Here is a 25,954-nt window from a genome sequence, read left to right as displayed (position 1 = left end):
AGCAGAACTCCGTGACAGTTGCCGGCGCGGCGATGCTGCGCCGCCTGGCGACTCCCGTCGCATGGGCCTCGGCCCGCCTGGCCTGCAGGGCCGTCGCTGCCTACAAAAAAGCCCACCCCGTCGGGGTGGGCCAAAAAGGGCGCGGGGGAGGGGAGGACCGCGCACCTAGGAGGAGCGTTGCTTGGCGCCGCTGCCGTGCCGTGGCCGATCAGCACCTCGGCACGGCGGCGCGCAGGTCAGAAGCTGTGCCGGATGCCGGCGACGACTTCGGTCAGGTTGCGGTGGTCTGCATCGGTCAGGCCCACGGGAATGGTGCCTGCGGCGCGGCTGACGTAGCCGATGCCGTCGTTCTTGAAGCGGGTCACCGAGCTGTACAGCGCCGTGCGCTTGGACAGGTCGTACTGGTAGCCCACGCCGAAGGCCTGGGTCTTGCCGTCGGCCAGCGCGCCGGCGTTCTTGCTCTCGACGTACTGGCCCTTGAACAGGTGCTGGCCCAGGCGGTAGCTGGCGCCCAGCCAGTAGCCCTTGCCGTCCAGGTTGGCCGCGCTGCGGTCGTCGACCTGCATCGCACCGGCATTGAAGCGGTAGTTGCCCCAGTCGTAGGCCGCGGCGGCCGAGACCGTGCGCAGGTTCTGGCCGAGGGCGTCGGCCTTGTCGTCGACGACGGACACCATCGCATCCACGCCGTAGCCGGTGTAGCGGCCGTAGACGTCGGCGATGCGGTTGCCGTTGGTGTTGCCGGCCACCTCGCCCATGCCCCACAGCGCGCCGGCCGTGAAGCCGCCGTAGTTGGCGGATTCGATCTTCACCGAGTTGTTGACGCGCGCCGGGCCGCCGTTGCCGGTGGCGGAATTGCTGGCGCCGCGCACCGGCTCATAGCCACCGAAGCCGCCGATCACGGCCGTGCTGGCACCCGTGCCGACGTTGGAGAACTGGCTGAATTCGTTGGTCAGCGTGTAGAGGCTGCTGTACTGGCGGCCCAGCGAGACGCTGCCGTAGGGCGTGCCCAGGCCCACGAAGGCCTGGCGGCCCCAGAACGCGTTCTGGCCGTAGCTGCCGTCGTCCACGTTGACGCCGGACTCCAGCGTGAAGAAAGCCTTGAGGCCGCCACCGAGATCCTCGTTGGCGCGCAGGCCGATGCGCGAGCCCGACAGGCCACCCGACTGCACGCGGGTCTGCTTGGCGGCGCCATCGAGCACCTGCACGTTGGCGTCCAGGATGCCGTAGAGCGTCAGCTGCGGGCCCGAGGACTGGGCGAAGGCAACGGAGCTGGCCGCCAGGGCCAGCGCGGAGAGAGCAAAGGTCTTGTACTTCATGGACTCGTCTTTCGTTTGACTGCCGGGCCACCGATGGGTTGCCCCCGGCGTGCGGGTGTCCTCGGACGGCCGCGCACAGGGCGCCACATCAGGGATAGCCCGGAGATCAAAAGAGCGCATCTCTGGAACAGACTGTTCCGAATTTGGTGTCAATGCCCGGCTGTCTCCGGCCGTGGTGCGATTCCTGCGTAGACTGTTTTGCCCGTGCCGTGCCGTGCCGTGCCGTGCCGTGCCGTGCCGTGCCGTGCCGTGCCGTGCCGTGCCGTGCCGTGTCGGGCCGCGATGGCCGGCCGGCCGCTCATGTCCCTGCCGATGACCATGCCGTCCTTCCAGCCCGCCTCCCACTTCGCGCCCTTCGACGGCACGCCCGAGGACTGCGACGCCTGCGCGCGCGGCGACCGCCTGGGCTTCCAGTTCGACTTTGCCTACCAGCCCATCGTGGACGTGGCCCGCCGCGAGGTGTTCGCCCGCGAGGCCCTGGTGCGCGGCCCGGGCGGCGAGCCGGCTGGCCAGGTGCTGGCCCAGGTCAACGAGGACAACCGCTACCGCTTCGACCAGTCCTGCCGGGTCAAGGCCATCAAGCGGGCCGCCGAGCTCGGGCTGACCGAGCGGCTGTCGATCAACTTCCTGCCCAATGCCATCTACCGGCCCGAGATCTGCATCCGCACGACGCTGGAGGCTGCGCGCACGCACGGGGTGGCGCTGGAGCGCATCATCTTCGAGGTCACCGAGGGTGAACGTGTCGAGGATGGCCCCTGGTTCGCGGCCATCCTGCGCGAGTACAAGCGCGTGGGCTTCCTGACTGCCATCGACGACTTCGGGGCCGGCTACGCGGGCCTGAAGCTGCTGGCCGATTTCCAGCCCGACATCGTCAAGCTCGACATGGATCTGATCCGCGGGCTCGACGCCGACCGGGCGCGCCGGCGCATCGTCGATCACCTGGTCCGCCTGGGCGCCGACCTGGGCATCACGGTCATCGCCGAGGGCGTCGAGACGGTGGCCGAGCGGGACGCGCTGCGGGACCTGGGCATCACGCTGATGCAGGGCTATCTGTTCGCGCGGCCCGTCATGGGCGCGGTCGGCGCCATCGACTGGGCCGGCGGCTGAGGGGCAGGCTCAGCCCTCGATCCGCTCGCCGGCCGCGTCGAACCACAGCGTCTTCGTTGCATCGAAGCCGAAGCGGACCTGGGCGCCGTCCTCCACCTCGGGCTGGCCCGGCAGCACGGCCGAGACCGTCGAGCCGGCGCAGTTCATCCAGACCACGTGCTGGTTGCCCAGCGGCTCGACGAGCTGGATCTCGGCGGCGAACGGCTGGCCCGCGCCCAGCTTCACGTTCTCGGGCCGCACGGCCAGCGTCAGCACCTCGCCCTGCTTGCGCGACGCGAGCGCGGCGGGCAGCGGCAGCGTCAACGCGGGTGACACGAACAGCCCGCCTTCGCCGACCTGGCCTTCGATGCGGTTGATGGCGGGTGAACCGACGAAGCCGGCCACGCGCAGGTTCTTCGGCCTGTCGTAGACCTCGGCCGGCGTACCGATCTGCTGGATGACGCCCTGGTGCATGACGACGATGCGCGTGGCCAGCGTCATCGCCTCGACCTGGTCGTGCGTCACGTAGATCATCGTGTTGCCCAGTCGCGCGTGCAGCAGCTTGAGCTCGCGGCGCAGGTCGGTGCGCAGCTTGGCGTCGAGGTTGGACAGTGGCTCGTCCAGCAGCAGCACCTTGGCTTCGCGTACGACGGCGCGGCCGATGGCGACACGCTGGCGCTGGCCGCCGGAGAGCTGAGCCGGCCGGCGCTCCAGCAAGGGGCCCAGCTGCAGCATGTCGGCCGCGGCGGCCACGCGCTTCTCCAGCTCGGCCTTGGGCGTCTTGGCCATCTTGAGCGGGAAGGCGAGGTTCTCCTTCACCGTCATGGTCGGGTACAGCGCATAGCTCTGGAACACCATGCCCACGCCGCGCTGGCTGGGCTCGGCGTGCGTCGCGTCCTGCTCGCCGATGTGGATGCTGCCGCCGCTGACGGGGTTCAGCCCCGCGATGGTGTGCAGCAGCGTGGACTTGCCGCAGCCGGATGGGCCCAGCAGCACGAGGAACTCGCCGCTGTTGACGTCGAGGTCGAGGCCCTTGATGACCTCGTGGGTGCCGAAGCGGATGCTGAGGTCCTGGATGTGAACGCGGGTCAAGGGGGTCTCCGATGGTTGTCTTGCAGGATTTGCGTGAGGGTCTGCTGGACCTTCTGCACGGGAATGTCCCGGTTCCAGTAGTCGCTGACGGCACGTTCGAGCGCCGTCAGCTGCTCGGGTGCCAGCAGCATCTCGGTGTTGCCGACGAGCCGGCCCGGCTCGCGCAGCGCGGCGGCGCCAAGCTGGGCGCAGCTGTCGAGCGTGCGGGTGTCGAGATCGGTGCGCACCGGCACCGAACCCTTGCGTGCGCTGAAGGCCAGTTGTGTGGCCGGTGCCGTTGCCACGCGGGCCAGCAGGCGTTGCGCGGGCAGGGCGGTGCTGTCCTTGTCCTTCGGGAACACGAGTACGTCGCCGTCGACGATGTAGGGCGAGTGCGGGCTCAGGCCGGGCGTGCAGCCGTAGTCGCGGCCCGGCAGCTGGCCGGCCTGGGCGAACTCGCCCTTGGCCCAGTCGCCCATGAACGTGAAGCCCGCGCGGCCGCTGACGAGCAGCGCGGTGGTGTCGTTCCAGCTGCGGCCGGGCGAGGCGGCGTCCACGTAGCGGCGCAGCTTCTTGTAGGTGACGAGCACCTGGCGCAGCGCGTCGCCCTGCAGCGCTGCCGGGTCGCGCTCGCGCAGCACGGCGAGGTACAGCTCGCGCCCGCCCTGGTTGGCCAGCACGGCGGTGAAGAGGTTGAGGTCCTGCCAGGGCTGGCCGCCGTGGGCCAGCGGGATCAGGCCGGCGGCCTGCAGCTTGTCGAGCGCGGCGAACAGCTCGTCCATGCTGCGCGGCTCGGTCTTCACGCCGGCCCTGGCCAGCGCGGCCCGGGAGCTCCACAGCCACGCCGGCATGTGGACGCTCAGCGGCACGGCGTAGAGGTGGCCGTCCACGCGCACGGCGTCCAGCAGCACGGCGGGCAGCGTGTCGGCCCAGTGGCCCTGCGCGGCGACGTCGTCCAGCGCATTGAGCTGGCCCTGGCGGGCGAGCTGGCGGAAGGTCTGCGACGCGTTGAACTGCGCGGCCATCGGCGGGTTGCCGGCCTGGATGCGCGCCAGCACGACGGCGCGCGCCTGCTCCGAGGCGACGACCGCCAGGTCGCGCCACTGGCCGCCCGCAGCGCGGTAGGCGTCGGCCAGCGCGTGCATCGCGGCGGCTTCGCCGGGCGACGTCCACCAGTGCACGACGTCCACCTGCGGCGCGGCCTTCGCGAAGGCCGGCAGCAGGGCCAGGACGAGGGCGCAGGTGCGGAGCATTCCGGCATCATTACCGATAATTAATAAACTTAATATCGTATTAACCATGAGGGCCGGCGCCGCTAAAGTCTGTGCCCCATGAACCTGCTGCTCGCCGAAGACGACACCCTGCTGGCCGACGCGCTGCAGCAGCAATTGCTTAACGCCGGCTTCAAGGTCGAGTGGGCCGAGAACGGCGCGGTGGCCGAGTACCTGCTGCGCAAGCAGGACTTCGATGTCGCCATCCTGGACCTGGGCCTGCCGCTGGTGGACGGCCTCACCGTGCTCAAGCGTGTGCGCGAAGCGGGCCGCACGCTGCCCATCCTCGTGCTGACGGCGCTGGATGCGCTGGAGCACCGCGTGGCCGGCCTGCAGGCCGGCGCCGACGACTACCTGACCAAACCCTTCGACTTCCCCGAACTGGAGGCCCGCCTGCACGCGCTGATGCGCCGCGGCCGGCCGGGCAGCGCCGCCCAGCAGTTGCGGGGCCTGACGCTGGACCGCGCCGCGCGCCGCGCCAGCATTGCGGGAGAGGCCATCGAGCTCAGCCCGCGCGAATGGACGTTGCTGGACCTGCTGCTCACCGAGCGCGACCGCGTCGTCACCAAGCAGCAGATCGTCGAGGCCTGGGGCAGCGACGATGGCGGCTCCATCGAGGTCTACATCCACCGCCTGCGCAAGAAGCTCGAAGGCTCCGGCCTGGCCGTGCGCACCGTGCGTGGGCTGGGCTATCTGCTCGAAGCGACCGCCTCGCCGTGAGCGCACCGTCCGGCCGCTCGCTGCACCGGCAACTGCTGCTGTGGCTGCTGCTGCCGCAGATCGTGCTGTGGCTGGTGGCCGCGTTCGGCGCCTACCGTGTGGCCAGCCGGCACGCTGACGAGCTCGTCGACGCCAGCCTGCTGCAGGCCGCCCGCGCGTTGGCCCGCCAGATCCGGCCCACGGCCAGCGGGCTGTTCGTGGATCTGCCGCGCTCGGCCCAGGACATCCTCGCTGCCGACCCCGAGGACCGCGTCATGTACATGGTCAGCTCGCCGCCGGGCCAGCTGCTGCTGGGCGACGCGCGCATGCCGGCGCCGCCGCGCGCGGGCGAACTGGACGAGCCGGTCTTCTTCGACGCCACCGTGCCCGAGCCGATGCGGGTCGTGTCGCTGGATCTGAAGCTCGCCGCGGCCGGCGCGCCGGAGGCCGCACTGCGCGTGCAGATCGCCCGCTCCAGCGCGCCGCGTGACCTGCTGGCGCGGCGCATGTTGCTGGACACCGCGCTGCCACTGTCGCTGCTGATCGCGCTGATGAGCATGGGCGTGTGGGCCGGCATCCGCAAAGGCCTGAAGCCGCTGGCCGAGCTGCAGCAGCAGATGGAAGGCCGTCGCGCCGACGCGCTGGACCCGGTGCAGCTGCAGGCCGCGCCGCCCGAGGTGCGCGCGCTGGCCGGGGCCGTCAACGAGCTGCTGGGTCAGGTGCAGCACAGCCTGGACACGCAGCGACGCTTCATCAGCGACGCTGCCCACCAGCTGCGCACGCCGCTGGCCGGGCTGAAGAGCCAGACCGAGCTGGCGCTGGACGCCGTGGACGTGAACCGGGACCCCGCGCTGCGCCAGCGCCTGGAGCGTGTGCACGAGAGCGCCGTGCGCGGCGCCCGCCTCGTGTCGCAGTTGCTGGTGCTGGCCCGCGCCGAGCCCGAGGCCGTCGCGGCGCAGGGCTGGGAGGCAGTCGACTGCGCCCGCCTCGTCCGCGAGGTTGCCACCGACTGGGTGCCGCGCGCGCTGGCCGCCGGCTGCGACCTGGGCGTGGACGTCGCCCATGAGGGCTTGCAGGTGCAGGGCGTCGAGCTGTTGCTGCGCGAGGCCGTCGTCAACCTCATCGACAACGCGGTGCGCTACGCCGGCCCGGGCGCGACGATCACCGTGCGGCTGCGCCGCGCGATGGACGACGTGTGGATCGACGTGGAGGACAACGGCCCCGGCCTGGAGCCTGCTCTGCGCGAGCGCGCCTTCGAGCGCTTCGTGCGCGGGGCGCCGCACGGCGAGGGCTGCGGCCTGGGACTGGCCATCGTGCGCGAGATCGCCGAGCGCCACGGCGGCAGCGCCGAGCTGCTGCCGGCTGCGCCGCACGGCTGCATCGCGAGGCTGACGCTGCCGCTCGGCTAGGTCGCTGCTTCCAGCAGCCCGGCGATACGCCCCAGCGCTTCGTCGATGCCGTCCGGCGCGACGCGGCCGAAGCCCATCAGCAGGCCGTCGCGCTCGGCGCCCAGGCCCTGCAGCGGGTACAGCCCGACATCCACACGCCGGGCCAGCGCGGCGAGCTGTGGTGCGTCGATGCCCAGGCCGGGCTTCAGCAGCGCGGCCTGGTGGAAGCCGGCCTCCGCGTGCAGCAGCTTGAACCACGGCCGAAGCGGCCCGCAGAAGCCCGCCATCAGCCGCTCGCGCCGCTTGGCGTACTCGGCCACGCAGCGGCGCAGGTGGCGGCGGTAGGCGCCCTCGGCCATGAAGCGCGCCAGTGCGCTCTGCAGCAGGCTGGGGCCGTGCACGTCGGCCAGGTGCTTGGCGTGCAGCAGCGCCTGGCGCAGGGCCGGCGGCGCGATGACGTAGCCCAGCCGCAGCGACGGTGCCAGCGTCTTGGAGAAGCTGCCGACGAAGGCGACGCGGCCCTCGGTGTCCAGCCCCTGCAGGCTGTCGCGCGGCGCGCCCTCGAAGCGGAACTCGCTGTCGTAGTCGTCCTCGATGACGACGGTGCCGGTGCGCGCTGCCCAGGCCAGCAGCGCGTGCCGCCGCGCCGCGCTCATCGGCACGCCAAGCGGGAACTGGTGCGCCGGCGTCGTGTAGACGAGGCGGGCACCGGCCGGCAGTGCATCGGTGACAAGGCCGTCGTCGTCCACCGGCACGCGCACCGTGCGCGCGCCCTGCGCCTGCAGCTGCGCGATGACGGGTGGGTAGCCGGGCGATTCGATGGCCGCCGTGTCGCCCGGGGCCACGAGCACGCGCACGAGCAGGTCGAAGGCTTGCTGCGCACCCTGCGTGACGATGACATCCGCCGCCGAGCAGCGCACGCCGCGCGCGAACGCCACGTGCTCGGCGATGGCCTCGCGCAGCGCCGTGAGGCCCGCGGGCGGCGCGTGCGCGCTGCCCTGGCCGAGCTGGCGCTGGGCCGCGTGCAGGTGGCGGCGCCAGTCCTCGTGCGGGAACAGCGCCGGCTCCGGCGAGCCACCGACGAAGTCGAAACGCGCCAGCGGGCTGTCGGCGATGCGCAGGAAGGGCAGCGGCAGCGCCTGGAAGGCGGCAATGCGCTCGGCGCTGGCAAAGCGCGGCATCACGGCCGGCGGCGCTTCGGCCTCAGCCACGGGCAGCGCGCGCACGAAGCTGCCGCGCCCGCGGCGCGCCTCGATGAGCTGCTCCAGCACCAGCCGTTCGTAGGCTTCGGCCACGGTCTGGCGCGCCAGCCCCAGCTGTTCGGCCAGCAGCCGCGTCGGCGGCAGCTGCGCACCGGTGGCGAGGCGGCCGCTGCGGATCAGGCCGCGCAGCTGGCGCAGCACCTGCTCGCCGCGCGGCTGGGCGGGGTCGATGACGATGTGGAGATCCATGGACTACCGAAATTGGCCGGGATTGGACTGCTGGGCGCGGTGCGGGGAATTCACCATTCGCTCACCCCAACACCACGTCGAGAGCATCCCATGAGCACGCCCCGCATTGATTTCTACACCGCCTCGCCTGCCGCGCTGAAGGCCATGTTGGCCCTGTCCGCCGCCGTCAACCACTTGGGCCTGGAAGCCAGCCTGCTGGAGCTGGTGAAGATGCGCGCATCGCAGCTCAACGGCTGTGCCTTCTGCCTGGACATGCATGCCCGCGACGCGCGCAAGGCCGGGGAGAGCGAGCGACGCCTTTACGTGCTGCCGGCCTGGCGCGAGACCGAGCTGTTCAGCCGCCGCGAACAGGCCGCGCTGGCCTGGACGGAAGCGCTGACGCTGGTGATCGACGGCCACGCGAGCGACGCCGACTACGACTTCGCGCGCAGCGAGTTCAGCGACGCGGAACTCGTGAACCTGACGCTGGCGATCACGACCATCAACGCCTGGAACCGCTTCGCGATCGGCTTCCGCAAGTCGCTGCCGGTCGAGCCCTGAGTCAGGCGCGACGGTCGAGTCTGTCGCCGCGCCGCGGGTCAGAAGCGAGCGCTGAAGCTAGGCCTTGTTCGCAGCGAGCGCCCGCAGCCGCGCACGCTCGCTGCGGCACCAGCCGATCAGCTCGCCCGCCGGCATGGGCCGTGCAATGAGATAACCCTGGGCCACGTCGCAGCCCAGCTCGGCCAGCAGCTTCCAGTCCTCGACGGTCTCCACGCCTTCGGCCACCGTGCACACGCCCAGGCGCCGGCCCATGTCCAGCGAGCTGTTCAGGATGGCGCGGCGGTTGCTGCGCTCGCTGGCGCCGTTGACGAAGATGCGGTCGATCTTCAGCTCCGTGAACGGGCTGCGCGACAACGTCTGCATCGACGAGTAGCCGACGCCGTAGTCGTCCATCGACAGGCCGAAGCCCTTCAGCCCCAGCCGGGCCAGGTTGGCCATGGCCTGGCTGTTCATGATCATCGTCTCGGTGACCTCCCAGGTCAGCGAGGCCGGCATCGCGCCGTGCTCGGTCACGAGGCGGGTGAGCCGGTCGATGAACCCCTGGTCGGCCAGGTCATCGGCCGAGAGGTTCAGCGACAGCGTCAGCGCCGGCATCGCGCGCGCCCAGTCCTGCAGATGGCCCAGCGCCTGCTCGACCATGGAAAGCGTGAAGCGCGCCATCAGCGGCGTGCCCTCGATGCGCTCGATGAAGACCTGCGGCCCGAGCAGGCCATGCTCCGGATGCTGCCAGCGCGCCAGCGCCTCCACGCCCTTGACCAGGCCGGTGGCGATGCTGACCTTGGGCTGCACGTAGGGCACGAACTCGCCCGCACCCAGCGCGCGGCAGATCTCGGCCTCGCTGGGCTCGAACTGCGGCTTCACGCCCGGGCCGCCGCGGCGCGGCCGGGCGTGCTCCAGCATGCGCGCCAGCGCGGCGGCGGTGACCGGCTTGGGCAGCGTGCCCAGCAGCTGCAGCCGCTCCTCGCCGGCGCCCATGCTCTCCACCGTCTCCAGCAGCCGCGGGTCGCGCGCGCTGGTGACGATGAGGTTCTCCACGTGCCGGCCCTCGGCCAGGCGGCCGATCAGCTCGATGCCGTCCATGCCCGGCATGTCGATGTCGGTGATGACGAGGAAGATGCGCTGCTGCGGCTGCTGCTCCAGCAGCTTCAGCGCTTCCAGGCCGTCGGCGGCCTGCAGCACGACGCCGATCTTCAGGTCCTCCACGAGCGACACGAGATGGCTGCGCTGCACGGCGCTGTCCTCGACGACGAGCGCCACCAGCGGAGCCGTCGTCTCGGGCATCAGGCCTCCCCGCGGCTGGCGCCGGTGCGCGACATCTGCTGCACGATCTCGGCGGCGATGGCGGACAGCGGCACGGCGCGCTCGACGGCGCCGCGCTTCACGGCCTCCTTGGGCATGCCGTAGACGACGCAGCTGCGCTCGTCCTGGCCCAGCGTGCGCGCGCCGGCCTGGCGCATCTCCAGCAGGCCCTGGGCGCCGTCGTCGCCCATGCCGGTCATGATGATGCCGAGTGCGTTGGCACCGGCACAGCGGCTCACCGAGCGGAACAGCACGTCCACCGAGGGGCGGTGGCGGTTGACCAGCGGCCCGTCGGCCACCTCGACGAAATACTGCGCGCCGTTGCGGCGCAGGATCATGTGCTTGCCGCCCGGCGCGATCAGCGCGCGGCCCGGCAGCACGCGGTCGTTCGTCGCGGCCTCCTTGACCTCGATCTCCGACAGCGAATTCAGCCGCGCCGCGAACGCGGCCGTGAACTTCTCCGGCATGTGCTGCACGATGACGATGCCGGGGCACACGCGCGGCAGCGCCGTCAGCACCTCCTCCAGCGCCTGCGTGCCGCCGGTGGACGTGCCGATGGCGACGACCTGCTCGGTGGTCTGCGCCATCGCACGGCCTTCGCCGGGCGGCAGCATGGCATCGGCCGTCAGCTTGACGCGGGCGACCGGCGCGGCACCCGCCGCGGCGCGCGGCGCCAGCCGGCTCACGTTGGCCGCCGCGGCCGCGCGCACGGCGCCGATCAGCTCGGCGGCGTTGGTCTGCAGGAACTTCTTCAGCTCCAGCTTGGGTTTGGTGACGATGGCTACGGCGCCGGCAGCCAGCGCGTCCATCGACGTGCGCGTGCCTTTCTCGGTCAGCGTCGAGCAGATGACGACCGGCGTCGGCCGGTCCGCCATGATCTGGCGCAGGAAGGTGATGCCGTCCATGCGCGGCATCTCGACGTCCAGCACGATGACGTCGGGCCAGGTCGTCTTCATGCGCTCCATCGCCATCAGCGGGTCGGACACGGCGTGCAGCACCTCCATGCCCGGCGTTGCCGAGATCAGGCCGGACAACACCTGCCGCACGACGGCCGAGTCGTCGACCACCATGACCTTGATGCTCATGCCGACCTCCTGTCGCCCTGACCGCCGTGGCGCATCCAGACCTCACCGGTGCGGATGCTGAAGATGATCTGCCGATGCCCGCCACCGAACAAGCTCTCGGACACGATGGGAATGCCGTGCCGCTGTAGCAGCTCGCGCGCGGCCTCGCCATTCTTGCGGCCCACGTCGGGCAGCAGCACCTGCGGGTTGTTGCCGAACATCGCGCCGCCGCCGAAGACCTTGGCCTGGCAGTCGCCCGGTGCCACGCCCAGTGCGCGCAGGTTGTCCAGCATCAGCGCCAACGCCTCGTTGCCATAGCGGCCGTTGAGCGCGCGGTCCGGTGACGGCGAAGGGCCGTCGGCCAGCACGAAGTGCGACATCGCGCCCAGCCGCCGCTGTGGCTGCCACAGCACGATGGACACGCAGGAACCCAGCAGCGTGCTGACACGGTAGTGCTCGTCGCCGGCGAAATGCTCACCGGGCAGCAGCACGATGGTCTTGTCGGCGGGCTTCACGGTTTTCGATAGACGGAGGGCGTCAGCTGGCGGACCTGCGTGCTGACGTCGTTCAGCGTCTCGGAATGTCCGATCAGCAGGTGTCCGCCTGGCTTGAGCTGCCCCACCAGGCGCGAGACGACGCGGCGCTTGGTGTCGGTGCTGAAGTAGATCATCACGTTGCGCAGGAAGATCAGGTCGAAGGCGGTCTGCGGCGGCAGCGTCTGGTCGAGGTTGATCTGCGCGAACTGCACGCGCTGGCGCAGCGGGCGCTGCACCAGCAGCGTGCCGGCCTGCGTGCCGGTGCCGCGCAGGCAGAAGCGCTTCAGGTAGTCGGGTGGGATGTGGGTGGTGCGCTCCACGGGGTAGTGGCCCCAGCGCGCGCGCTGCAGCACGCGGGTGCTGATGTCCGAGGCCACGACCTCCCAGGGGCGGATATCACCCAGGCAGTCGGCCAGCACCATCGCGATGCTGTAGGCCTCTTCGCCGCTGGAGCAGGCGGCGCTCCAGACGCGCAGGCCCTGGCCCGCGTCGCGCGCGGCCAGCGCCAGCTCGCGCAGCAGCTCGAAGTGGCGTGGCTCGCGGAAGAAATAGGTCTCGTTGGTCGTCAGCTGGTCGATGGCGATCTGGCGCTCGTCGGCATGGCCGGGCTGGTGGATCAGCTGCAGGTAGTCGCCGTAGCTGCCCAGCCGGTGGTGGCGCAGCCGCTTCTCCAGCCGGCCGCTGACCAGCACCTTCTTGCTGTCGGACAGGCTGATGCCGGCCGCTTCGTAGATGAAGGCCTGAAAGCGCGTGAACTCCTGGTTGCTCAACTCGATCATGTCGGGAGGCTCCAGTGGTCTTCCGGGCCGAGCGCTGGGCTGCCATGAGCCAGAGGCTCATGGCCTGTCGTAGGCACAAGCAGTCCGCAGGGACTGCTTGTGTCCGACTCCAGTTCGCCGAGCCGGCCCGTCGTGGCGATGTGCTTGCGGCTCAATGCCGCAAGCATCGCCGTCCCCTCGGGGGCTGAGGCCGGACACGTGGCGCCCGGTGGGCGGCACGTGCCTGCCGAAGGGCTGCGGCCCGGGCCGCAGCGCGGTCTGCAAGACCGACCGGATTCGCCCGCGTTCAGCGGCGCGAGGCTGGGCGAGGGGTTCATGCCTCTTGCAGCTGCTCCATGTCGTGCAGAGAGAGCACCTGCTCGATGTCCAGCAGGATGACGAACTTGCTGTTCACCTTGCCCATGCCGGCGATGAACTGCGGCGCGATGCGCATGCCGAAGCCGGGGGCCGGCTCGATGTCGCCGGCCGCGATCTCCTGTACCGCGTTGACCGAGTCGACGACGACGCCGATGACCTGCTGCTCCTCGGCCGTGTGCCTTTCGACGATGACGATGCAGGTGCGCTTGCCGGTCTCGGCGCTGGGGCGCCCGAAGCGGGCTGCGAGGTCCATCACTGGCACGACGGCGCCGCGCAGGTTCATGACGCCGCGTATCGTGGCGGGCATCATCGGCACCGGCGTGATGCGACCGTACTCGATGATTTCCTTGATGGCCAGGATGCCGATGGCGAACACCTCGCCGCCGAGCATGAAGGTCAGGTACTGGCGGGTTTCGGCGGCGCTGCCCGACGCGGACGGGCGTTCGCCGGGCTGGGTGACGAGGGCGTTCATGGGCGCGGCGTCCCAGGCTTCAATACTTGACGAACATCGACTCGTCCGGCTCCGCGTCGCTGAAGCCGCCCTTGGCTTCCGACGGGGGGAGCGCGCGCCCGGACGAGCGCTTGGCCGTGGCCGGGCGGCGCCGCTGCGGCAGGCTGCTGCGCCCGCTGCCGCCATCCACGCGGAAGAAGGCGATCGTCGCCTGCAGTTCCTCGGCCTGGCTGCTCATCTCCTCGGCGGTGGCGGCAAGCTGCTCGGAGCCGGCGGCGTTCTGCTGCGTGGTCTGGCTGAGCTGGCCGACGGCGGAGTTGATCTGCGCGACGCCGCTGGACTGTTCCTCGCTGGCGGCCGTGATCTCCTGCACCAGGTCGGAGGTCTTCTTGATGTTGGGGACGATGGCGTCCAGCAGGTGGCCGGCGCGCTCGGCCAGCTCGACGCTGCTGCTCGCGACCTCGCCGATCTCCTGCGCCGCGACCTGGCTGCGCTCGGCCAGCTTGCGCACTTCGGCGGCCACGACCGCGAAGCCCTTGCCATGCTCGCCGGCACGTGCTGCCTCGATGGCCGCGTTCAGCGCCAGCAGGTTGGTCTGGTAGGCGATGTCGTCGATGATGACGATCTTCTTGGCGATCTGCTTCATCGCCGACACGGTGGACTTGACCGCCTCCCCGCCCTCGGCCGCCTCGGAGGCGGCCTTGCTGGCCATCGCGTCGGTGACCTTGGCGTTGTCGGTGTTCTGCGCGATGGACGCGGTCATCTGCTCGACCGAGGCGCTGGTCTCCTCGACGCCGGCGGCCTGCTCGCTGGTGGCCTGCGACAGTGATTGCGCCGTCGCGCTGACCTGCTCGGCCGCACCCGTGATGCCCTCGGCGCCGCTGCTGACCTCGGACACCACCTGGCTGAGTTTCTCGACCATGGCCTTCATCGAGGCGAGCAGGCTCTTGGTGTCGCCGGGCTTGGTCTGGATGTCGACGGTCAGGTTGCCCGCCGCCACCTCGGTCACCATCGCCGCCGCATAGTCGGGCTCGCCGCCGAGCTGGGCCATCAGGTTGCGGATGATGACGAAGGCCAGGCCGATGCCAATCGCCAGGCCGCCGACGATGAGGCCGATGTTGAGCTTGGTGGTGGATGCCGCCTGCGCAACCGCCTGCTCGTACTCGTCCTTGGCGACTCGCTCCTGCAGGTCCTGCACCTTGCGCAGCACGGTTCGCGCCGCGATGAACTGCTTGTCGTTCGTCGGCAGCAGTTCGCGCGCTTCCTCGCCGCGGCCGGCGCGTATCGCAGTCATCAACTTGGCGCGGCTTTCCAGGTAGGGCGCCCACAGCGACTGGTACTCGTCGAACAGCGTCTTCTCCTCGGCCGTGATGTAGCTGGCGAGGTAGGCCTTGATGTTCTTGTCGTAGGTCTCGTCGGGCTTGACCGTGCGTTGCAGGAAGGCCTCGGCATCCTCGGCCTTCGTGGCGAACACCGCCTTGTTGACGTTGATGCGGGCCTGATAGCCCGAGTCGTTCATGTTGGCCAGCTGCACGACGGACAGCGTGCGGTCCTCGTAGACCGTCTTGAGCTTGGCGTTGCTGAATTCCATCCCTCGCAGACCCGCCAGGCCGATCAGCAGCATCGCCACCGCCATCACGGCGACCAGCAGGCTCAGTCGCATCGCGACGGTGATCTTGTTGAGCATTTGTCTTCCTTTCGAAGGTGGCGACTCAGTTCGCTCTGGAGGTGTTGGTGGTCTGCAGGGTGCGGGAGACGGTGGAAATGTGGTGGCGCTGGCTGGTCTGGTGCAGCAGCGCGGCGATGTCGAGGATCAGCGCGACGGCGCCGTTGCCGAGGATGGTGGAGCCGCTGATGCACTTGACCTGCTGGAACACGCGGCTCAGCGGCTTGATGACGGTCTGGAACTCGCCCAGCAGTGCGTCCACGACGAGGCCGGCGCGCTGGCCGGCATGCTGGATGACGACGACGCTCTCGCGCCGCGGCACGGCACCATCGATGTCGAAGAACTGGCGCAGCCGGACGAAGGGAAGCACTTCGCCGCGCAGGTTGCAGTAGTCGTGGCCAGGCTCGCTGCTGAACTCGATGCACTCCTCGATGAGGTCCAGCGGCACGACGAAGACGGAGTCGCCGACCTTGACGAGGAAGCCGTCGATGATGGCCAGCGTCAGCGGCAGCCGCACGCTGACGGTGGTGCCCTGGCCCTCGGCACTGCGGATGCCCACGGTGCCGCGCAGCGCGGTGATGTTGCGCTTGACGACGTCCATGCCGACGCCGCGGCCCGACAGGTTGGTGATCTGCTCGGCCGTCGAGAACCCAGGCTCGAAGATCAGCTCGAAGACCTCGGCGTCGCTGAGCTTGGCGTCGGCGTCCACCAGGCCTCGCTCGACGGCCTTGGCGAGGATGCGCTCGCGCTTGAGGCCGCCGCCGTCGTCGCTGACCTCGATGACGATGCTGCCCGAGTCGTGGAAGGCGTTGAGCCTGACGAGGCCCTTGGCGGGCTTGCCGCGGGCCACGCGCGCCTCGACCGGCTCGATGCCGTGGTCGATGGCGTTGCGCACCAGGTGCAGCAGCGGGTCGCCGATCTTCTCGACGACGGTCTTGTCCAGTTCGGCGTCCTCGCCGCTGACCTGCAGCGCGATGTCCTTGCCGATCTCGCGCGACACGTCGTGCACCACGCGCTGGAACTTGTTGAACGTGGCGCCGATCTTCACCATGCGCAGTTGCAGCGCGCCGTCGCGTACCTCCTGCACGAGGCCGGCCATGCGCGACGTGGCCTCCTGCAGCTCGGGATGCTGCACCTGGCGGGCCAGCAGGTCGGCGCTGGCGCCGGCGATGATGAGCTCGCCGACGAGATTGATGAGGTGGTCCAGCCGGTCGGCGTCGACGCGGATGGAGCGGCTTTCCTGCGAGCGCGTCTCGGTGCTCTGGCGCTGCTTGCTCAGCGCGGCGTCGACGACGACGGGCGGCACGGCCTGCTGCTCGATGAGGATGCTGCCCAGCTTGCTTTCCACGCCGCCGGCGGCGCTGCCATCGGCCTGCGCGGCAAGCGCTGCCTCCAGCTCGCGCGCCGTGACGCTGCCGCACTTGACGAGGATCTCGCCCAGCCGCGCCGGCTCCTCGGGCAGGCCCTTGATGAGGGCGACGTAGTCCTCGATGCGACTGTTCGGCGGCAGGATGCGCAGCGTGCAGTCGTCCTGCACGAACTCGAACACGCCTTCGATGGTGGCCTTGTCGGCCTGGCTCTGCAGTGCGATCTCGAAGCCGAGGTAGCAGGTCTCGGCGTCCATCTCGTCGGCGTCGGCGGGCAGTGCGTCGGCCAGCGTGACGAGGGCGGCGATGCGGCCGATCTGGCCCAGGTAGCGGATGAAGGACAGCGGGTCCATGCCCATGCGCAGCACGTCGCGGCCGAAGCGCAGCGAGATGTGCCACAGGTCGTCCGTCGTGCCGCCCTCGTCGTGACGCCTGATGCGCTCGACCTCGGCCAGCGGCACGTCCAGCGCCAGCGCGGATGGAGCCGTTCCCGCGGGCGCGGCCGTGCCGGGCTCCAGCCAGCGGCGCAGCTGGGCCAGCAGCAGCTGGGCGTTCTGCGCGCTGGCGGAGTCTTCGTCGGTGTGGCCGGCCTCCAGGCGGTCGGTCAGCACGGTGAGGTGGTCGCAGCAGGACAGCAGCAGCACGACCAGCTCGTCGTTGATGTCCAGCCTGCCGTCTCGCACCTCGTCCAGCAGGCTCTCGACGACATGCGTGAAGCTGACGAAATGGTCCAGCCCGAAGAGCCCGGCCGAGCCCTTGATCGTGTGCGCGGCGCGGAAGATCGCGTTGACGGCCTCGTCGCGGTTGGCGGCGTGCTCGATGCCCAGCAGCGCGGTCTCCATGTCGGCCAGCAGCTCGCGGCATTCGACGATGAAGGTCTGCAGCGCGGCGTCAAGATCCATGGCGTCCTCCCGCCGCGGGCGCGGCCACGATCAGCGGGTCGCCGAAGAAGGCGGCGACGTTGAGCAGCTCGAACACCTCCAGCACCGGTGGGCTGTGGTTGACCAGGTGCAGCTCGCGCTGGCGTGCCGCGGCCTGCTGCTTGGCCAGCATCAGCAGCTGCAGGCCGGCGGTGTCGAATTCGGCGACGGCGGAGAGGTCGATCTCCAGCCCGGCATCGGCCTTGGCCAGCGCCTGCAACAGCACGGGCTTGAGCTCCGCCGCGCGGTAGATGCTCAGCTCGCCGTCGATTGCGAGGGTGGCAGCCATGTCAGGGCAGCACGAGTTTCTGGACGGCGTTCAGCATCACCTCGGGCCGGAACGGCTTCACCACCCAGGCCTTGGCGCCGGCGGCCTGGCCCTCGGCCTTCTTGGAGTCGGCGGACTCCGTCGTCAGCATGATGACCGGCGTGAAGCGGTAGGCCTGCATGGCCTTGAGCGCCTTCACGAAGCTGATGCCGTCCATGTTGGGCATGTTCACGTCGCTGATGACGAGGTGGATCTTCTGGCCCGTCAGCTTGGACAGCGCGTCCTTGCCGTCGCAGCCTTCGATGACCGTGTAGCCCGCGCTCTTCAGCGCGATGCCCACGACCTGTCGCAGCGAGGCGGAGTCGTCCACCACCAGGATCGTCTTGCTCATCGGTCGTCTTCCTAGAAGAAGGTGATCTCGTCCGCCGCGGCCGGAGCGGGGGCGCTGCTGCCGCCGCGGTGAACGCTGCGTTCGTCGGCCATGGCGTAAGTCCTCTCCAGCGCGGCCAGCAGGCCGGTGGCATCGATCGCGCGCAGCCGGTGGCCGCTCTCGTAGTCGCGCACCAGCTCCTGCAGCGCCGGCGGCACGGCGTCGATGCTGTCGCGCACGTGGCTCATGACCTGGCTGATGCGGTCCTGGAACTGCAGGTGCACCAGCGCCTCGCTGATCTCCTGCTGCAGGTAGTCGCGTCCGCTCTTCAGGTGGCTGCCGGACTCGACGAGCGCGTCGGTCGAGCGGCGGAACTGCTGCAGCACGGTGTCGATGATCTCGGCGGACTGTCTGGTCGCCGCGTCGTCCTGCACGCGCGATTCGACGGCGGCCTTGCTGGTGGCCTTGATGGCGTCGCTGATCGTCGTGACCTTGGCCGCGATGTGTCGGCCGGTATCCGCCGACGCCTGGGACAGCTGCCGTACCTCCTGCGCCACGACGGCGAAGCTGCGCCCCTGCTCGCCGGCGCGCGCCGCCTCGATGGCGGCGTTCAGCGCCAGCAGGTTGGTCTGCTGCGCGATGCGGGCCACGTCGGCGGCCATGCCGTGCAGCTCGTCGATGTACTGCTCCAGCGCCTGGATCTTGCCCAGCATCTGGGCCTTGCCGCCCATGGCTTCTTCCAGCGAGCGCACGACCTGACCCAGATCGCGCTCGCCCTGGGCGAACACGGCCACCAGGCCACCGCTGCCGCTGGACATGGAGTCGGCCGCCATGTCGGACAGCCTGGCCGTTTCGTCCAGCTGCTGCACGATGCCGGCGAAGCGCTCCGACAGCGCCGAGACGGCCGCCTCGACCTGGCTGCGCGTGGATTCGATGTGGCCGCTCCAGACCGGCAGCAGCGTCTCGCCGAGCTGGCGTTCTCCGTCCAGGTGGGCTTGCACCTCGGCGCGCAGGCCGGCCTGCCATTGGGAGAGGCTGCGCATCAGCATGAAGCCGGCGACCACGAGGGCCAGCGCGATGACGATGGACAGCAGGCTCAGCCCGCCCAGGCCAAGCGCTGCCAGTGCCGCCACCACGCCAAGCGCCAACGGCCCGAGTCGCTGCCAGCTGGCTGGCGCGGACGTCGTGCTGCGGGTCGGGCTGTCCTGGAATTGCATGCGCCGCCTCCGTGGTCTCCACAGGCTCGGCAAACGCCGTCCTGATCTTGGAATGGCCTCAGCTTACTAGCTGGTGGGGGCGGTCAAGCAAGAAACTTCTGCAGAAAGTCTGTCAGCTCCCCGAAAATTTGTTGGGCCGTCGCCTCAGGCGTAGCGGTCCAAGCCGTCGACGAGGCGCCGGCTCAGCCGCGGCTCGTTCAGCTGCTCCAGCCACCAGGCCAGCGCGCGGCCGTCGCTGGCCCGCCAGCCGACGTAGAGCATGTTGGGCTCGCGCGGCACGGCCATCGCCTTGGCCACCAGCTCGCCGCGCTGCAGCAGCCCGGCCACGCGGGCCTCGGGCAGCCAGCCCACGCCCAGGCCGGCGCGTTGGGCCTCGATCTTGGCGGCCATGCTGGGCACGGCCAGTGTCGGCTGGCCGGCGCCGTGGCCGTAGGCCCGGCCCTCGCCGCGGCGTGATGTGTCCGCCACGACGACGGCGCGGTGGGCCTGCAACTGCTCGGCCGTGAGCGGTGCCTTGGCCTTGGCCAGCGGGTGGCGCGGCGAGACGGCGTAGACCCAACGCATCTGCCCCAGCTCGCGCCATTGCACGCTCGAGCCCGACGGCGGCTCGTTGGTCGCGCCGATGACGAGGTCGGCCCGGCCCTCGGCCAGCGCCTCCCAGGTGCCGCCCAGCACCTCGTGCGTGACGCGCAGGCTCACGCCCGAGGCCAGCGCGTCGAAGTCGCGGATGACAGGCAGCAGCGTCTCGAACTCGATGACCTCGTCGGTGACGATCCAGAGCCGGTCCTCCCAGCCCCGGGCCACCTGCGTGACGCGGCGCGTCAGGCGCTGCATGTCGTCGCGCAGCCGGGCTGCCTCGCGCACCAGCAGTGCGCCGGCGGGGGTGAGCTGCAGCCGGTAGCGGCGGCGGTCGAACAGCAGCGCGTCGAAGCGGTTCTCGATCTGGCGCAGCGTGTACGACACGGTGGACGGCGCCTTGCCCAGGCTGGCCGCGGCGCGCGACAGGCTGCCGGCATCAAAGATGGCTTCCATCAGCTGGATCTCGTCGTCACTGAGCATGTTCGAAAGCCTTGCACGAGTCGGCCAACGCGGCCGGACGTCAAAAGAGGGGGCGCGGCCGAGTATCGAGTCCACGGCAACAACGCCGAACAACCCCGACTCGAAAGGAACCGCATCATGTCTACCCGCTTCGCCAACAAGACCGTCCTCGTCACCGGTGGCACCTCCGGCATCGGCCTGGCCGCCGCCCGCGCCTTCAAGGCCGAAGGCGCCCACGTCATCGTCACCGTCCGCCCGGGCAAGCAGCACGTGGCCGAAGGCTTCGAGCTCGTGGCGCTCGATGCGTCCGACGTGCTCGGCGCCCGTGCGCTGGGCGCCCATCTCGCCGCGGCCGGCCGCACGCTGGATGCCGTCTTCGTCAACGCCGGCATCGCCGAGTTCGCCTCGCTGGCCGACGCCAGCGAAGACCTGTGGGACCGCACCTTCAACACCAACGCCAAGGGTGCCTTCTTCCTGATCCAGGCGCTGCGCCCGGTGCTGGCCACCGGTGCATCCATCGTGCTGAACGGCTCCATCAACGCCCGCATCGGCATGCCCAACTCGGCCGTCTACGCCGCCAGCAAGGCCGCGCTGATCTCGCTGGCCAAGACGCTGTCGGCCGAGCTGCTGCCGCAGGGCGCGCGCGTCAACGTCATCAGCCCCGGCCCGGTGACCACGCCGCTGTACGGCAAGCTGGGCTTCGACGCCGACACGCTGAAGCAGGTTGCTGCGCAGATCCAGAGCCAGGTGCCGCTGGGCCGCTTCGGCACGCCGGAGGAGATCGCCGCCACCGTGCTGCACCTCAGCGCGCCGGAGTCGGCCTTCATCGTCGGCACGGAAATCATTGCCGACGGCGGGATGAGCCAGCTCTGACGGGGCACGTTCCTGCGCATCCTGCTGGCGCAACGTCCAGCTGGCGGTGACGGGGGCGCCTGCATGGCGTTGGCGCGGGCAGGTGACCCACGCCTCGTCATCTCCCGAATTAGGCGACGTCGGTAGGAGTTCACGGCTCCCTTCGCGGGGCGATTTCTAGAATCGTTGGATGAAACCTACCGCGCCGCGCATCATTCGATGGCACCTGGTTGCCGTCACAACGCTCGTCACCGGAGCTTGTTGTGCAGCGCCGGAGTCGCCAGACGCGAAGACCTCTGCCGTTCTGTCTGTGACGCCGATCTTTGGAGAGCTTTTCGCGACTGAGATGCCCCTCGGCTTCAAGCTTCAGGCGGAGGTCACCCAAGGGGCGACCTACCGACGTTCGATCATCCTGGAATCTGATCCTGATAGGGGACCGTGGACTCAACGCTTCCTGGTTCAAGGAACTGCAGGCCAGGGTGCAGTTGCGGGTGTATCGCCGGCGGCTTATGCGATGCAGATTGCCGCGAGTTTCCAAAAGGCCTGCCCGTCCACCTTCATGGGGTCGCGCGTGTTGGAAGGCAGGATCAGAACGGGGCAGCCGGCTTACACGATGGTGATCGCCTGCGGTTCTCACACGCTGACCACGAATTCGCAGCCGACCAGCGAGATCACGCTGGTATCCGTGATCAAGGGGGACAAGAATGTCTACAGCGTCCAGTGGTCCGATCGCGCCGCGCCTATCGACAAGGCGCCCACACCGGATCGTCTGCTGATTCAACAGCGACTCCGCATCATGACGTCGATGCTGGTCTGCGCCCCCGTTGAAGGGGAGACTGCGCCGTATCCGAGTTGCACATCGCGCTGATGGCCTTAAACCAGCTTGAGGCAGGGACACGCACGGATGGCGACAATCGCCGGGTTGTTCCCAGCCTCACGACTGCCATGACCACCCGCACCGTCCTCGGCGCCTGCCCCCACGACTGCCCCGACACCTGCGCGTTGCAGGTCACCGTCGAGAACGAACGCGTCATCAAGGTCCAGGGCCGGGCCGAGCACCCCAACACGCACGGCGCGCTGTGCACCAAGGTCTCGCGCTACCCCGAGCGCACGTATCACGCTGAGCGCCTGCTGCATCCGCTGAAAAGGGTCAGCAAGAAGACCGAGGCGCCGGCCTTCGTGCAGGTCACGTGGGCCGAGGCCATCGCCGACATCGCCGCGAAGCTCAAGGCGGTGAAAGACCCGCAGGCCATCCAGCCCTACAGCTATGCCGGCACGATGGGCCTGATCCAGGGCGAAGCCATGGCCGGGCGCCTCTGGAACGCGCTGGGCGCCGCGCGGCTGGACCGCACCATTTGCGCCTCCGCCGGCGGCGCCGGCCTGGCCGCTACCTACGGCCACAAGCTGGGCATGCACACGCGCCACTTCGCGGGTGCCAAGCTCATCGTCATTTGGGGCAGCAACAGCATCACGTCCAACCTGCACTTCTGGACCTACGCCAACCAGGCCAAGCGCGAAGGCGCCAAGCTGATCTGCATCGACCCGCGCAAGACCGAGACCGCCGACAAATGCCACCAGCACATCGCCGTGCTGCCCGGCACCGACGGCGCGCTGGCGCTGGGCCTGATGCACGAGCTCATCAAGAACGACTGGCTGGACCAGGACTACATCGACCGCCACGTCGACGGCTGGGACGAGCTGCGCGAGAAGGCGCTGGCCTGGGACCCCGAGCGCACGGCAGCGACCTGCGGCATCACCGCCGACGAGGTGCGCGGCCTGGCGCGCGACTACGCGACCATCAAGCCCGCGGCCATCCGCATGAACTACGGCCTGCAGCGCGTGCGCGGCGGTGGCAACGCGGTGCGCCTCATCGCGCTGCTGCCCTGCCTGACCGGCGCCTGGCGCCACGAGAGCGGCGGCATGCTGCTGTCCGCCTCGGGCTGGAACGCGCCGTTCAAGAATCCGAATCTCGAACGCCCCGACCTGCTCGCGGGCCGCGCGCCGCGCATGGTCAACATGAGCACCATCGGCGACGCGCTGCTGGCCGAGGCCTCGCCCGAGTTCGGCCCGCGCATCGAGGCGCTGGTCGTCTACAACAGCAACCCGGTGGCCGTCGCGCCCGAGTCGCCCAAGGTCGTCAAGGGCTTCCAGCGCGAAGACCTGTTCACTGTCGTGCTGGAGCACTTCATGACCGACACGGCCGACCTGGCCGACTACGTGCTGCCTGCCACGACGCAGCTGGAGCACCTGGACGTGCACACGTCCTACGGCCACACCGACGTGCTGATGAACCAGCCTGCTGTGGCGCCGCTGGGCGAGGCCAAGACCAACACGCAGATCTTCCGCGAGCTGGCCGCCGCGATGGGCCTGACGGACCCGGCATTCAGCGAGACCGACGAGCAGCTCGCCGCCCAGGCCTTCACGGCCGACATCGACATGGACCTGCTGCGCACGCAGGGCTGGCAGCCGCTGCCTATCCCCGAGGCGCCGTTCGCCAACGGGGGCTTTCGCACGCCCAACGGCCGCGCGCAGGCCGCGGGTGCCGACTACGTGCCCAACTACGAGAGCGTGGCCAGTGCGCCCGAGCTGGCGGCCCGCTACCCGCTGGCCATGATCTCGCCGCCGGCACGCAACTTCCTGAACAGCAGCTTCGTCAACGTGAAGAGCCTGCGCGACATCGAGGCCGAGCCGGTCATCGAGATGCATGCGGACGACGCGGCGGCGCGCCAGCTTGCCGACGGTGCCCGCGTGGCCGCCTTCAACGACCGCGGCCGTTACGTCGCCACGCTGAAGGTCAGCAAGCGTGCGCGGCCTGGCGTCGTCAACGGGCTGGGCGTGTGGTGGCGCAAGCTGGGCCTGGAAGGCAGCAACGTCAACGAGGTCACGCACCAGCGCCTGACCGACATGGGCAACGCACCGGCCTTCTACGACTGCCTCGTCGAGGTGGAAGCGGCTTGATCCGGCGCCTGCTGCTGGCGGCCTCGCTGCTTGCCTTGATCAGTCTCAGCGGCTGCAGTGCCGTCGGCCACTGGAGCCAGGCGGCCAGCGGCCACCTGGGCATCACGCGCGCCGCCAGGCCGGTGGACGACTGGCTGGCCGACCCGGCGACGCCGGCCGACCTCGCCGCGCGCCTGCGGCTGTCACAGCAGATGCGCGACTTCGCCAGCGCTCGCCTGGCCCTGCCCGAGAACAACAGCTACCGCCGCTACGCCGACCTGCACCGCACGGCCGCGGTGTGGAACGTCATCGCCGCGCCCGAGTTCGGCTTCACGCTGAAGACCTGGTGCTACCCCATCATGGGCTGTGCCGGCTACCAGGGCTGGTTCGACCTCGATCAGGCGAAGCAGCACGCCGAGGCGCTGAAGGCCGAGGGCTGGGAGGTGCAGGTGCAGGCCATTCCCGCCTACTCCACGCTGGGCTGGAGCCGGCTGCTCGGCGGCGACCCGCTGCTGAACACCTTCATCCGCTACCCCGAGGGCGAGCTGGCCGCAATGATCTTTCACGAGCTGGCGCACCAGCGTGTCTACGTCAGCGACGACACCGGCTTCAACGAGGCCTACGCCAGCGCCGTCGAGCTGATCGGCGCGCGCCAGTGGCTTGCGACCAAGCCCGAGGCGCTGGCCGCCTTCGACGCCGGCCGCGAGCGGCGCGCGCGCTTCCTGGCGCTCGCGCGGGAAGGCAAGCGAGCGCTGCAGGCGGTGTACGACGGCCCCGCCGATCAACGCGCTGCCGGCAAGGCGGCCGTGATGGCCGAGCTGCGCGAGCGCGCCAAGCAGGAGGCGCCGGGCTTTGAAGCCTGGTTCCAGCGCGCCAACAACGCGAGCTTCGCCATCCTGGCCGCCTACGACGAGCTGGTGCCGGCCTTCGAGCGGCTGTTCGAGCGCGAGGGGCGCGACTGGGCCCGGTTCCACGCCGCCGTCGAGGTGCTGAAGCCGCTGTCGCGCGAGGGGCGCCGGGCTACATTGAAGGCCCGAGGAGGCCTTCATGACATTGACCCTGCGCCGAGTCCGACCCAGTGATGCCGCGGTGATGGCCGAGCAACTGGCCGACCCCGACGTCTTCCCCGGCCTGCTGCAGCTGCCCTACGCTAACGTTGAGCTCTGGCAGCAACGCCTGAGCACGCCGCCCGTGCCGGGCTCGCCCGAGCTGATGCTCATCGCCGAACGCGACGGCCACGCGGTGGGCAACGCCGGGCTGCACCCCGTCGGCCCGCAGCTGCGGCGCCGCCACGCAATGATGCTGGGCATCTCCGTGTCGCCGTCGGCGCGAGGACAGGGCGTAGGCAACGCCTTGATGGCCGCGCTGCTCGACTACGCGGACAACTGGGCCCAGGTGCTGCGCATCGAGCTGAACGTCTTCCATGACAACCAGCGTGCCATCCGCCTCTATGAGCGCCACGGCTTCGCGCCGGAAGGTCGGCTCAAGGCCTACGCGCTGCGCAACGGGGCGTTTGAAGACGTGATCGCGATGGCGAGGTTGCATCCGAGGCAGCCGGTGGTGCGCGCGGACTAGTTTCGGGCGAAGCGTTCACGGTAGAGCGGGGCCCACATCAGCAAGGCAATGCCAATGCTTCCGGCGGTCCACAACAACGCCAGACCATAGAACAAGTGCATTGGCTTTGACGCCGGTGTCCTGCAGTTTGTCGGCGTTCGCGTACTGCAAAGCAGTTGCACTGACTCGCCGGCAACCGGAAGCTCCGATGCAATCAAAGGTTGAGTCAGCGTCAAGGTATCCGCGTTGGGGCGACTGAATGTCGGGAAGTAGCGCGGTTGCCCACGACTCTTGTGAGGCGTGCCGGCGTCGACGAGAACAGCCTCGACCGAATGCACGTGCCCGAAGACGAAGTCAGCATCGTTCTGCCAGAACGCGGCCACCAGCATCCCCGAGAGCATCAGGAACGGAATGGGAAACAGTACGGAAGCGACGGGGCTGAAACGTCGACGCATGG

At 69.8% G+C, this 25,954-nt stretch carries 25 protein-coding genes; 9 read left to right on the top strand and 16 right to left on the bottom strand.

The window, feature by feature from the left end; translation table 11 throughout:
* Positions 1-236: 236 nt before the first annotated feature.
* Positions 237-1,316, bottom strand: coding sequence for a porin (locus ACG04R_RS18665; protein ID WP_394414154.1), 1,080 nt, complete (start codon positions 1,314-1,316; stop codon positions 237-239).
* Between the two features lie 318 nt (positions 1,317-1,634).
* Here ACG04R_RS18665 and ACG04R_RS18660 point away from each other — a divergent pair, with 318 nt between their 5' ends.
* On the top strand, positions 1,635-2,423 hold the full coding sequence (locus ACG04R_RS18660) for an EAL domain-containing protein (RefSeq protein WP_394414284.1): 789 nt from the start codon (positions 1,635-1,637) through the stop codon (positions 2,421-2,423).
* Between the two features lie 9 nt (positions 2,424-2,432).
* Here the strand turns inward: ACG04R_RS18660 and ACG04R_RS18655 are convergent, their stop codons facing one another.
* Positions 2,433-3,494, bottom strand: coding sequence for an ABC transporter ATP-binding protein (locus ACG04R_RS18655; RefSeq protein ID WP_394414151.1), 1,062 nt, complete (start codon positions 3,492-3,494; stop codon positions 2,433-2,435).
* Positions 3,491-4,726, bottom strand: a complete 1,236-nt coding sequence (locus ACG04R_RS18650; protein WP_394414148.1) for an ABC transporter substrate-binding protein — start codon at positions 4,724-4,726, stop codon at positions 3,491-3,493. The genes ACG04R_RS18655 and ACG04R_RS18650 overlap by 4 nt, the downstream gene beginning before the upstream one ends.
* 78 nt (positions 4,727-4,804) lie before the next feature.
* Here ACG04R_RS18650 and ACG04R_RS18645 point away from each other — a divergent pair, with 78 nt between their 5' ends.
* Positions 4,805-5,464: a response regulator transcription factor gene (locus ACG04R_RS18645; protein ID WP_394414144.1), complete on the top strand. Its 660-nt coding sequence runs from the start codon at positions 4,805-4,807 to the stop codon at positions 5,462-5,464.
* On the top strand, positions 5,461-6,852 hold the full coding sequence (locus tag ACG04R_RS18640; protein ID WP_394414141.1) for a sensor histidine kinase: 1,392 nt from the start codon (positions 5,461-5,463) through the stop codon (positions 6,850-6,852). Before ACG04R_RS18645 ends, ACG04R_RS18640 begins: the two co-directional genes overlap by 4 nt.
* On the opposite strand, the gene pdxR is transcribed toward ACG04R_RS18640, so the two are convergent.
* Entirely contained in the window at positions 6,849-8,282 is a 1,434-nt protein-coding gene (gene pdxR, locus ACG04R_RS18635) for a MocR-like pyridoxine biosynthesis transcription factor PdxR (RefSeq protein ID WP_394414138.1), read from the bottom strand. The genes ACG04R_RS18640 and pdxR overlap by 4 nt on opposite strands.
* 90 nt (positions 8,283-8,372) lie before the next feature.
* Here pdxR and ACG04R_RS18630 point away from each other — a divergent pair, with 90 nt between their 5' ends.
* A complete protein-coding gene (locus ACG04R_RS18630; RefSeq protein WP_394414135.1) occupies positions 8,373-8,822 on the top strand; it encodes a carboxymuconolactone decarboxylase family protein in 450 nt (149 codons plus the stop codon).
* 57 nt (positions 8,823-8,879) lie between these two features.
* Here the strand turns inward: ACG04R_RS18630 and ACG04R_RS18625 are convergent, their stop codons facing one another.
* From ACG04R_RS18625 to ACG04R_RS18575, 11 genes are all read right to left on the bottom strand, one after another.
* Positions 8,880-10,103: an EAL domain-containing response regulator gene (locus ACG04R_RS18625; protein ID WP_394414132.1), complete on the bottom strand. Its 1,224-nt coding sequence runs from the start codon at positions 10,101-10,103 to the stop codon at positions 8,880-8,882.
* Positions 10,103-11,206, bottom strand: a complete 1,104-nt coding sequence (locus ACG04R_RS18620; protein ID WP_394414129.1) for a protein-glutamate methylesterase/protein-glutamine glutaminase — start codon at positions 11,204-11,206, stop codon at positions 10,103-10,105. Before ACG04R_RS18620 ends, ACG04R_RS18625 begins: the two co-directional genes overlap by 1 nt.
* On the bottom strand, positions 11,203-11,700 hold the full coding sequence (locus tag ACG04R_RS18615; protein WP_394414126.1) for a chemotaxis protein CheD: 498 nt from the start codon (positions 11,698-11,700) through the stop codon (positions 11,203-11,205). The genes ACG04R_RS18620 and ACG04R_RS18615 overlap by 4 nt, the downstream gene beginning before the upstream one ends.
* The gene (locus ACG04R_RS18610) at positions 11,697-12,500 is read right to left on the bottom strand and encodes a CheR family methyltransferase (protein ID WP_394414123.1); all 804 of its coding nucleotides are present in this window, start codon (positions 12,498-12,500) and stop codon (positions 11,697-11,699) included. Before ACG04R_RS18610 ends, ACG04R_RS18615 begins: the two co-directional genes overlap by 4 nt.
* A gap of 313 nt (positions 12,501-12,813) precedes the next feature.
* Entirely contained in the window at positions 12,814-13,329 is a 516-nt protein-coding gene (locus ACG04R_RS18605) for a chemotaxis protein CheW (RefSeq protein ID WP_394414120.1), read from the bottom strand.
* Positions 13,330-13,348: 19 nt separating this feature from the next.
* Positions 13,349-14,995, bottom strand: coding sequence for a methyl-accepting chemotaxis protein (locus ACG04R_RS18600; RefSeq protein WP_394414117.1), 1,647 nt, complete (start codon positions 14,993-14,995; stop codon positions 13,349-13,351).
* Between the two features lie 25 nt (positions 14,996-15,020).
* Positions 15,021-17,243 (bottom strand): chemotaxis protein CheA, encoded by a 2,223-nt coding sequence (locus tag ACG04R_RS18595; protein ID WP_394414114.1) that lies wholly within the window; start codon positions 17,241-17,243, stop codon positions 15,021-15,023.
* Positions 17,233-17,550 (bottom strand): STAS domain-containing protein, encoded by a 318-nt coding sequence (locus ACG04R_RS18590; RefSeq protein ID WP_394414111.1) that lies wholly within the window; start codon positions 17,548-17,550, stop codon positions 17,233-17,235. Before ACG04R_RS18590 ends, ACG04R_RS18595 begins: the two co-directional genes overlap by 11 nt.
* Before the next feature lies 1 nt (position 17,551).
* Positions 17,552-17,920, bottom strand: coding sequence for a response regulator (locus ACG04R_RS18585; protein ID WP_394414108.1), 369 nt, complete (start codon positions 17,918-17,920; stop codon positions 17,552-17,554).
* An 11-nt stretch (positions 17,921-17,931) separates the two neighbouring features.
* On the bottom strand, positions 17,932-19,116 hold the full coding sequence (locus ACG04R_RS18580; protein WP_394414105.1) for a methyl-accepting chemotaxis protein: 1,185 nt from the start codon (positions 19,114-19,116) through the stop codon (positions 17,932-17,934).
* Positions 19,117-19,260: 144 nt separating this feature from the next.
* Entirely contained in the window at positions 19,261-20,175 is a 915-nt protein-coding gene (locus ACG04R_RS18575; protein WP_394414102.1) for a LysR family transcriptional regulator, read from the bottom strand.
* A 117-nt stretch (positions 20,176-20,292) separates the two neighbouring features.
* On the opposite strand from ACG04R_RS18575, the gene ACG04R_RS18570 reads away from it, so the two are divergent.
* The 5 genes from ACG04R_RS18570 (at position 20,293) to ACG04R_RS18550 (ending at position 25,518) form a co-directional block, all read left to right on the top strand.
* The gene (locus ACG04R_RS18570; protein ID WP_394414099.1) at positions 20,293-21,027 is read left to right on the top strand and encodes an SDR family oxidoreductase; all 735 of its coding nucleotides are present in this window, start codon (positions 20,293-20,295) and stop codon (positions 21,025-21,027) included.
* A 169-nt stretch (positions 21,028-21,196) separates the two neighbouring features.
* Entirely contained in the window at positions 21,197-21,874 is a 678-nt protein-coding gene (locus tag ACG04R_RS18565) for a hypothetical protein (protein ID WP_394414096.1), read from the top strand.
* Between the two features lie 77 nt (positions 21,875-21,951).
* Positions 21,952-23,964: a molybdopterin-containing oxidoreductase family protein gene (locus ACG04R_RS18560; RefSeq protein ID WP_394414093.1), complete on the top strand. Its 2,013-nt coding sequence runs from the start codon at positions 21,952-21,954 to the stop codon at positions 23,962-23,964.
* A complete protein-coding gene (locus ACG04R_RS18555) occupies positions 23,961-25,025 on the top strand; it encodes an aminopeptidase (protein ID WP_394414090.1) in 1,065 nt (354 codons plus the stop codon). Before ACG04R_RS18560 ends, ACG04R_RS18555 begins: the two co-directional genes overlap by 4 nt.
* Positions 24,991-25,518, top strand: coding sequence for a GNAT family N-acetyltransferase (locus tag ACG04R_RS18550; protein WP_394414087.1), 528 nt, complete (start codon positions 24,991-24,993; stop codon positions 25,516-25,518). Before ACG04R_RS18555 ends, ACG04R_RS18550 begins: the two co-directional genes overlap by 35 nt.
* Here ACG04R_RS18550 and ACG04R_RS18545 read toward each other — a convergent pair.
* The gene (locus ACG04R_RS18545; RefSeq protein WP_394414085.1) at positions 25,515-25,952 is read right to left on the bottom strand and encodes a hypothetical protein; all 438 of its coding nucleotides are present in this window, start codon (positions 25,950-25,952) and stop codon (positions 25,515-25,517) included. The genes ACG04R_RS18550 and ACG04R_RS18545 overlap by 4 nt on opposite strands.
* Between the last annotated feature and the right edge of the window lie 2 nt (positions 25,953-25,954).

Source organism: Pelomonas candidula (assembly GCF_043555985.1).
GTDB classification, from domain to species: domain Bacteria; phylum Pseudomonadota; class Gammaproteobacteria; order Burkholderiales; family Burkholderiaceae_C; genus Pelomonas; species Pelomonas candidula.
Note: the sequence above shows the minus strand (reverse complement) of the source record. Positions and strands in the feature narration are given on the sequence as shown.

Excerpts from the sequence above, each read along its gene's own strand:
- ACG04R_RS18550 (WP_394414087.1), top strand. The coding sequence starts at position 24,991 with ATGACATTGACCCTGCGCCGAGTCCGACCCAGTGATGCCGCGGTGATG.
- ACG04R_RS18610 (WP_394414123.1), bottom strand. The coding sequence starts at position 12,500 with ATGATCGAGTTGAGCAACCAGGAGTTCACGCGCTTTCAGGCCTTCATC.
- ACG04R_RS18565 (WP_394414096.1), top strand. The coding sequence starts at position 21,197 with ATGAAACCTACCGCGCCGCGCATCATTCGATGGCACCTGGTTGCCGTC.
- ACG04R_RS18560 (WP_394414093.1), top strand. The coding sequence starts at position 21,952 with ATGACCACCCGCACCGTCCTCGGCGCCTGCCCCCACGACTGCCCCGAC.
- ACG04R_RS18660 (WP_394414284.1), top strand. The coding sequence starts at position 1,635 with ATGCCGTCCTTCCAGCCCGCCTCCCACTTCGCGCCCTTCGACGGCACG.
- ACG04R_RS18575 (WP_394414102.1), bottom strand. The coding sequence starts at position 20,175 with ATGCTCAGTGACGACGAGATCCAGCTGATGGAAGCCATCTTTGATGCC.
- ACG04R_RS18645 (WP_394414144.1), top strand. The coding sequence starts at position 4,805 with ATGAACCTGCTGCTCGCCGAAGACGACACCCTGCTGGCCGACGCGCTG.
- ACG04R_RS18665 (WP_394414154.1), bottom strand. The coding sequence starts at position 1,316 with ATGAAGTACAAGACCTTTGCTCTCTCCGCGCTGGCCCTGGCGGCCAGC.
- ACG04R_RS18625 (WP_394414132.1), bottom strand. The coding sequence starts at position 10,103 with ATGCCCGAGACGACGGCTCCGCTGGTGGCGCTCGTCGTCGAGGACAGC.
- ACG04R_RS18620 (WP_394414129.1), bottom strand. The coding sequence starts at position 11,206 with ATGAGCATCAAGGTCATGGTGGTCGACGACTCGGCCGTCGTGCGGCAG.
- ACG04R_RS18595 (WP_394414114.1), bottom strand. The coding sequence starts at position 17,243 with ATGGATCTTGACGCCGCGCTGCAGACCTTCATCGTCGAATGCCGCGAG.
- ACG04R_RS18600 (WP_394414117.1), bottom strand. The coding sequence starts at position 14,995 with ATGCTCAACAAGATCACCGTCGCGATGCGACTGAGCCTGCTGGTCGCC.
- ACG04R_RS18630 (WP_394414135.1), top strand. The coding sequence starts at position 8,373 with ATGAGCACGCCCCGCATTGATTTCTACACCGCCTCGCCTGCCGCGCTG.
- ACG04R_RS18585 (WP_394414108.1), bottom strand. The coding sequence starts at position 17,920 with ATGAGCAAGACGATCCTGGTGGTGGACGACTCCGCCTCGCTGCGACAG.
- ACG04R_RS18650 (WP_394414148.1), bottom strand. The coding sequence starts at position 4,726 with ATGCTCCGCACCTGCGCCCTCGTCCTGGCCCTGCTGCCGGCCTTCGCG.
- ACG04R_RS18580 (WP_394414105.1), bottom strand. The coding sequence starts at position 19,116 with ATGCAATTCCAGGACAGCCCGACCCGCAGCACGACGTCCGCGCCAGCC.
- ACG04R_RS18605 (WP_394414120.1), bottom strand. The coding sequence starts at position 13,329 with ATGAACGCCCTCGTCACCCAGCCCGGCGAACGCCCGTCCGCGTCGGGC.
- ACG04R_RS18570 (WP_394414099.1), top strand. The coding sequence starts at position 20,293 with ATGTCTACCCGCTTCGCCAACAAGACCGTCCTCGTCACCGGTGGCACC.
- pdxR (WP_394414138.1), bottom strand. The coding sequence starts at position 8,282 with ATGGATCTCCACATCGTCATCGACCCCGCCCAGCCGCGCGGCGAGCAG.
- ACG04R_RS18590 (WP_394414111.1), bottom strand. The coding sequence starts at position 17,550 with ATGGCTGCCACCCTCGCAATCGACGGCGAGCTGAGCATCTACCGCGCG.
- ACG04R_RS18545 (WP_394414085.1), bottom strand. The coding sequence starts at position 25,952 with ATGCGTCGACGTTTCAGCCCCGTCGCTTCCGTACTGTTTCCCATTCCG.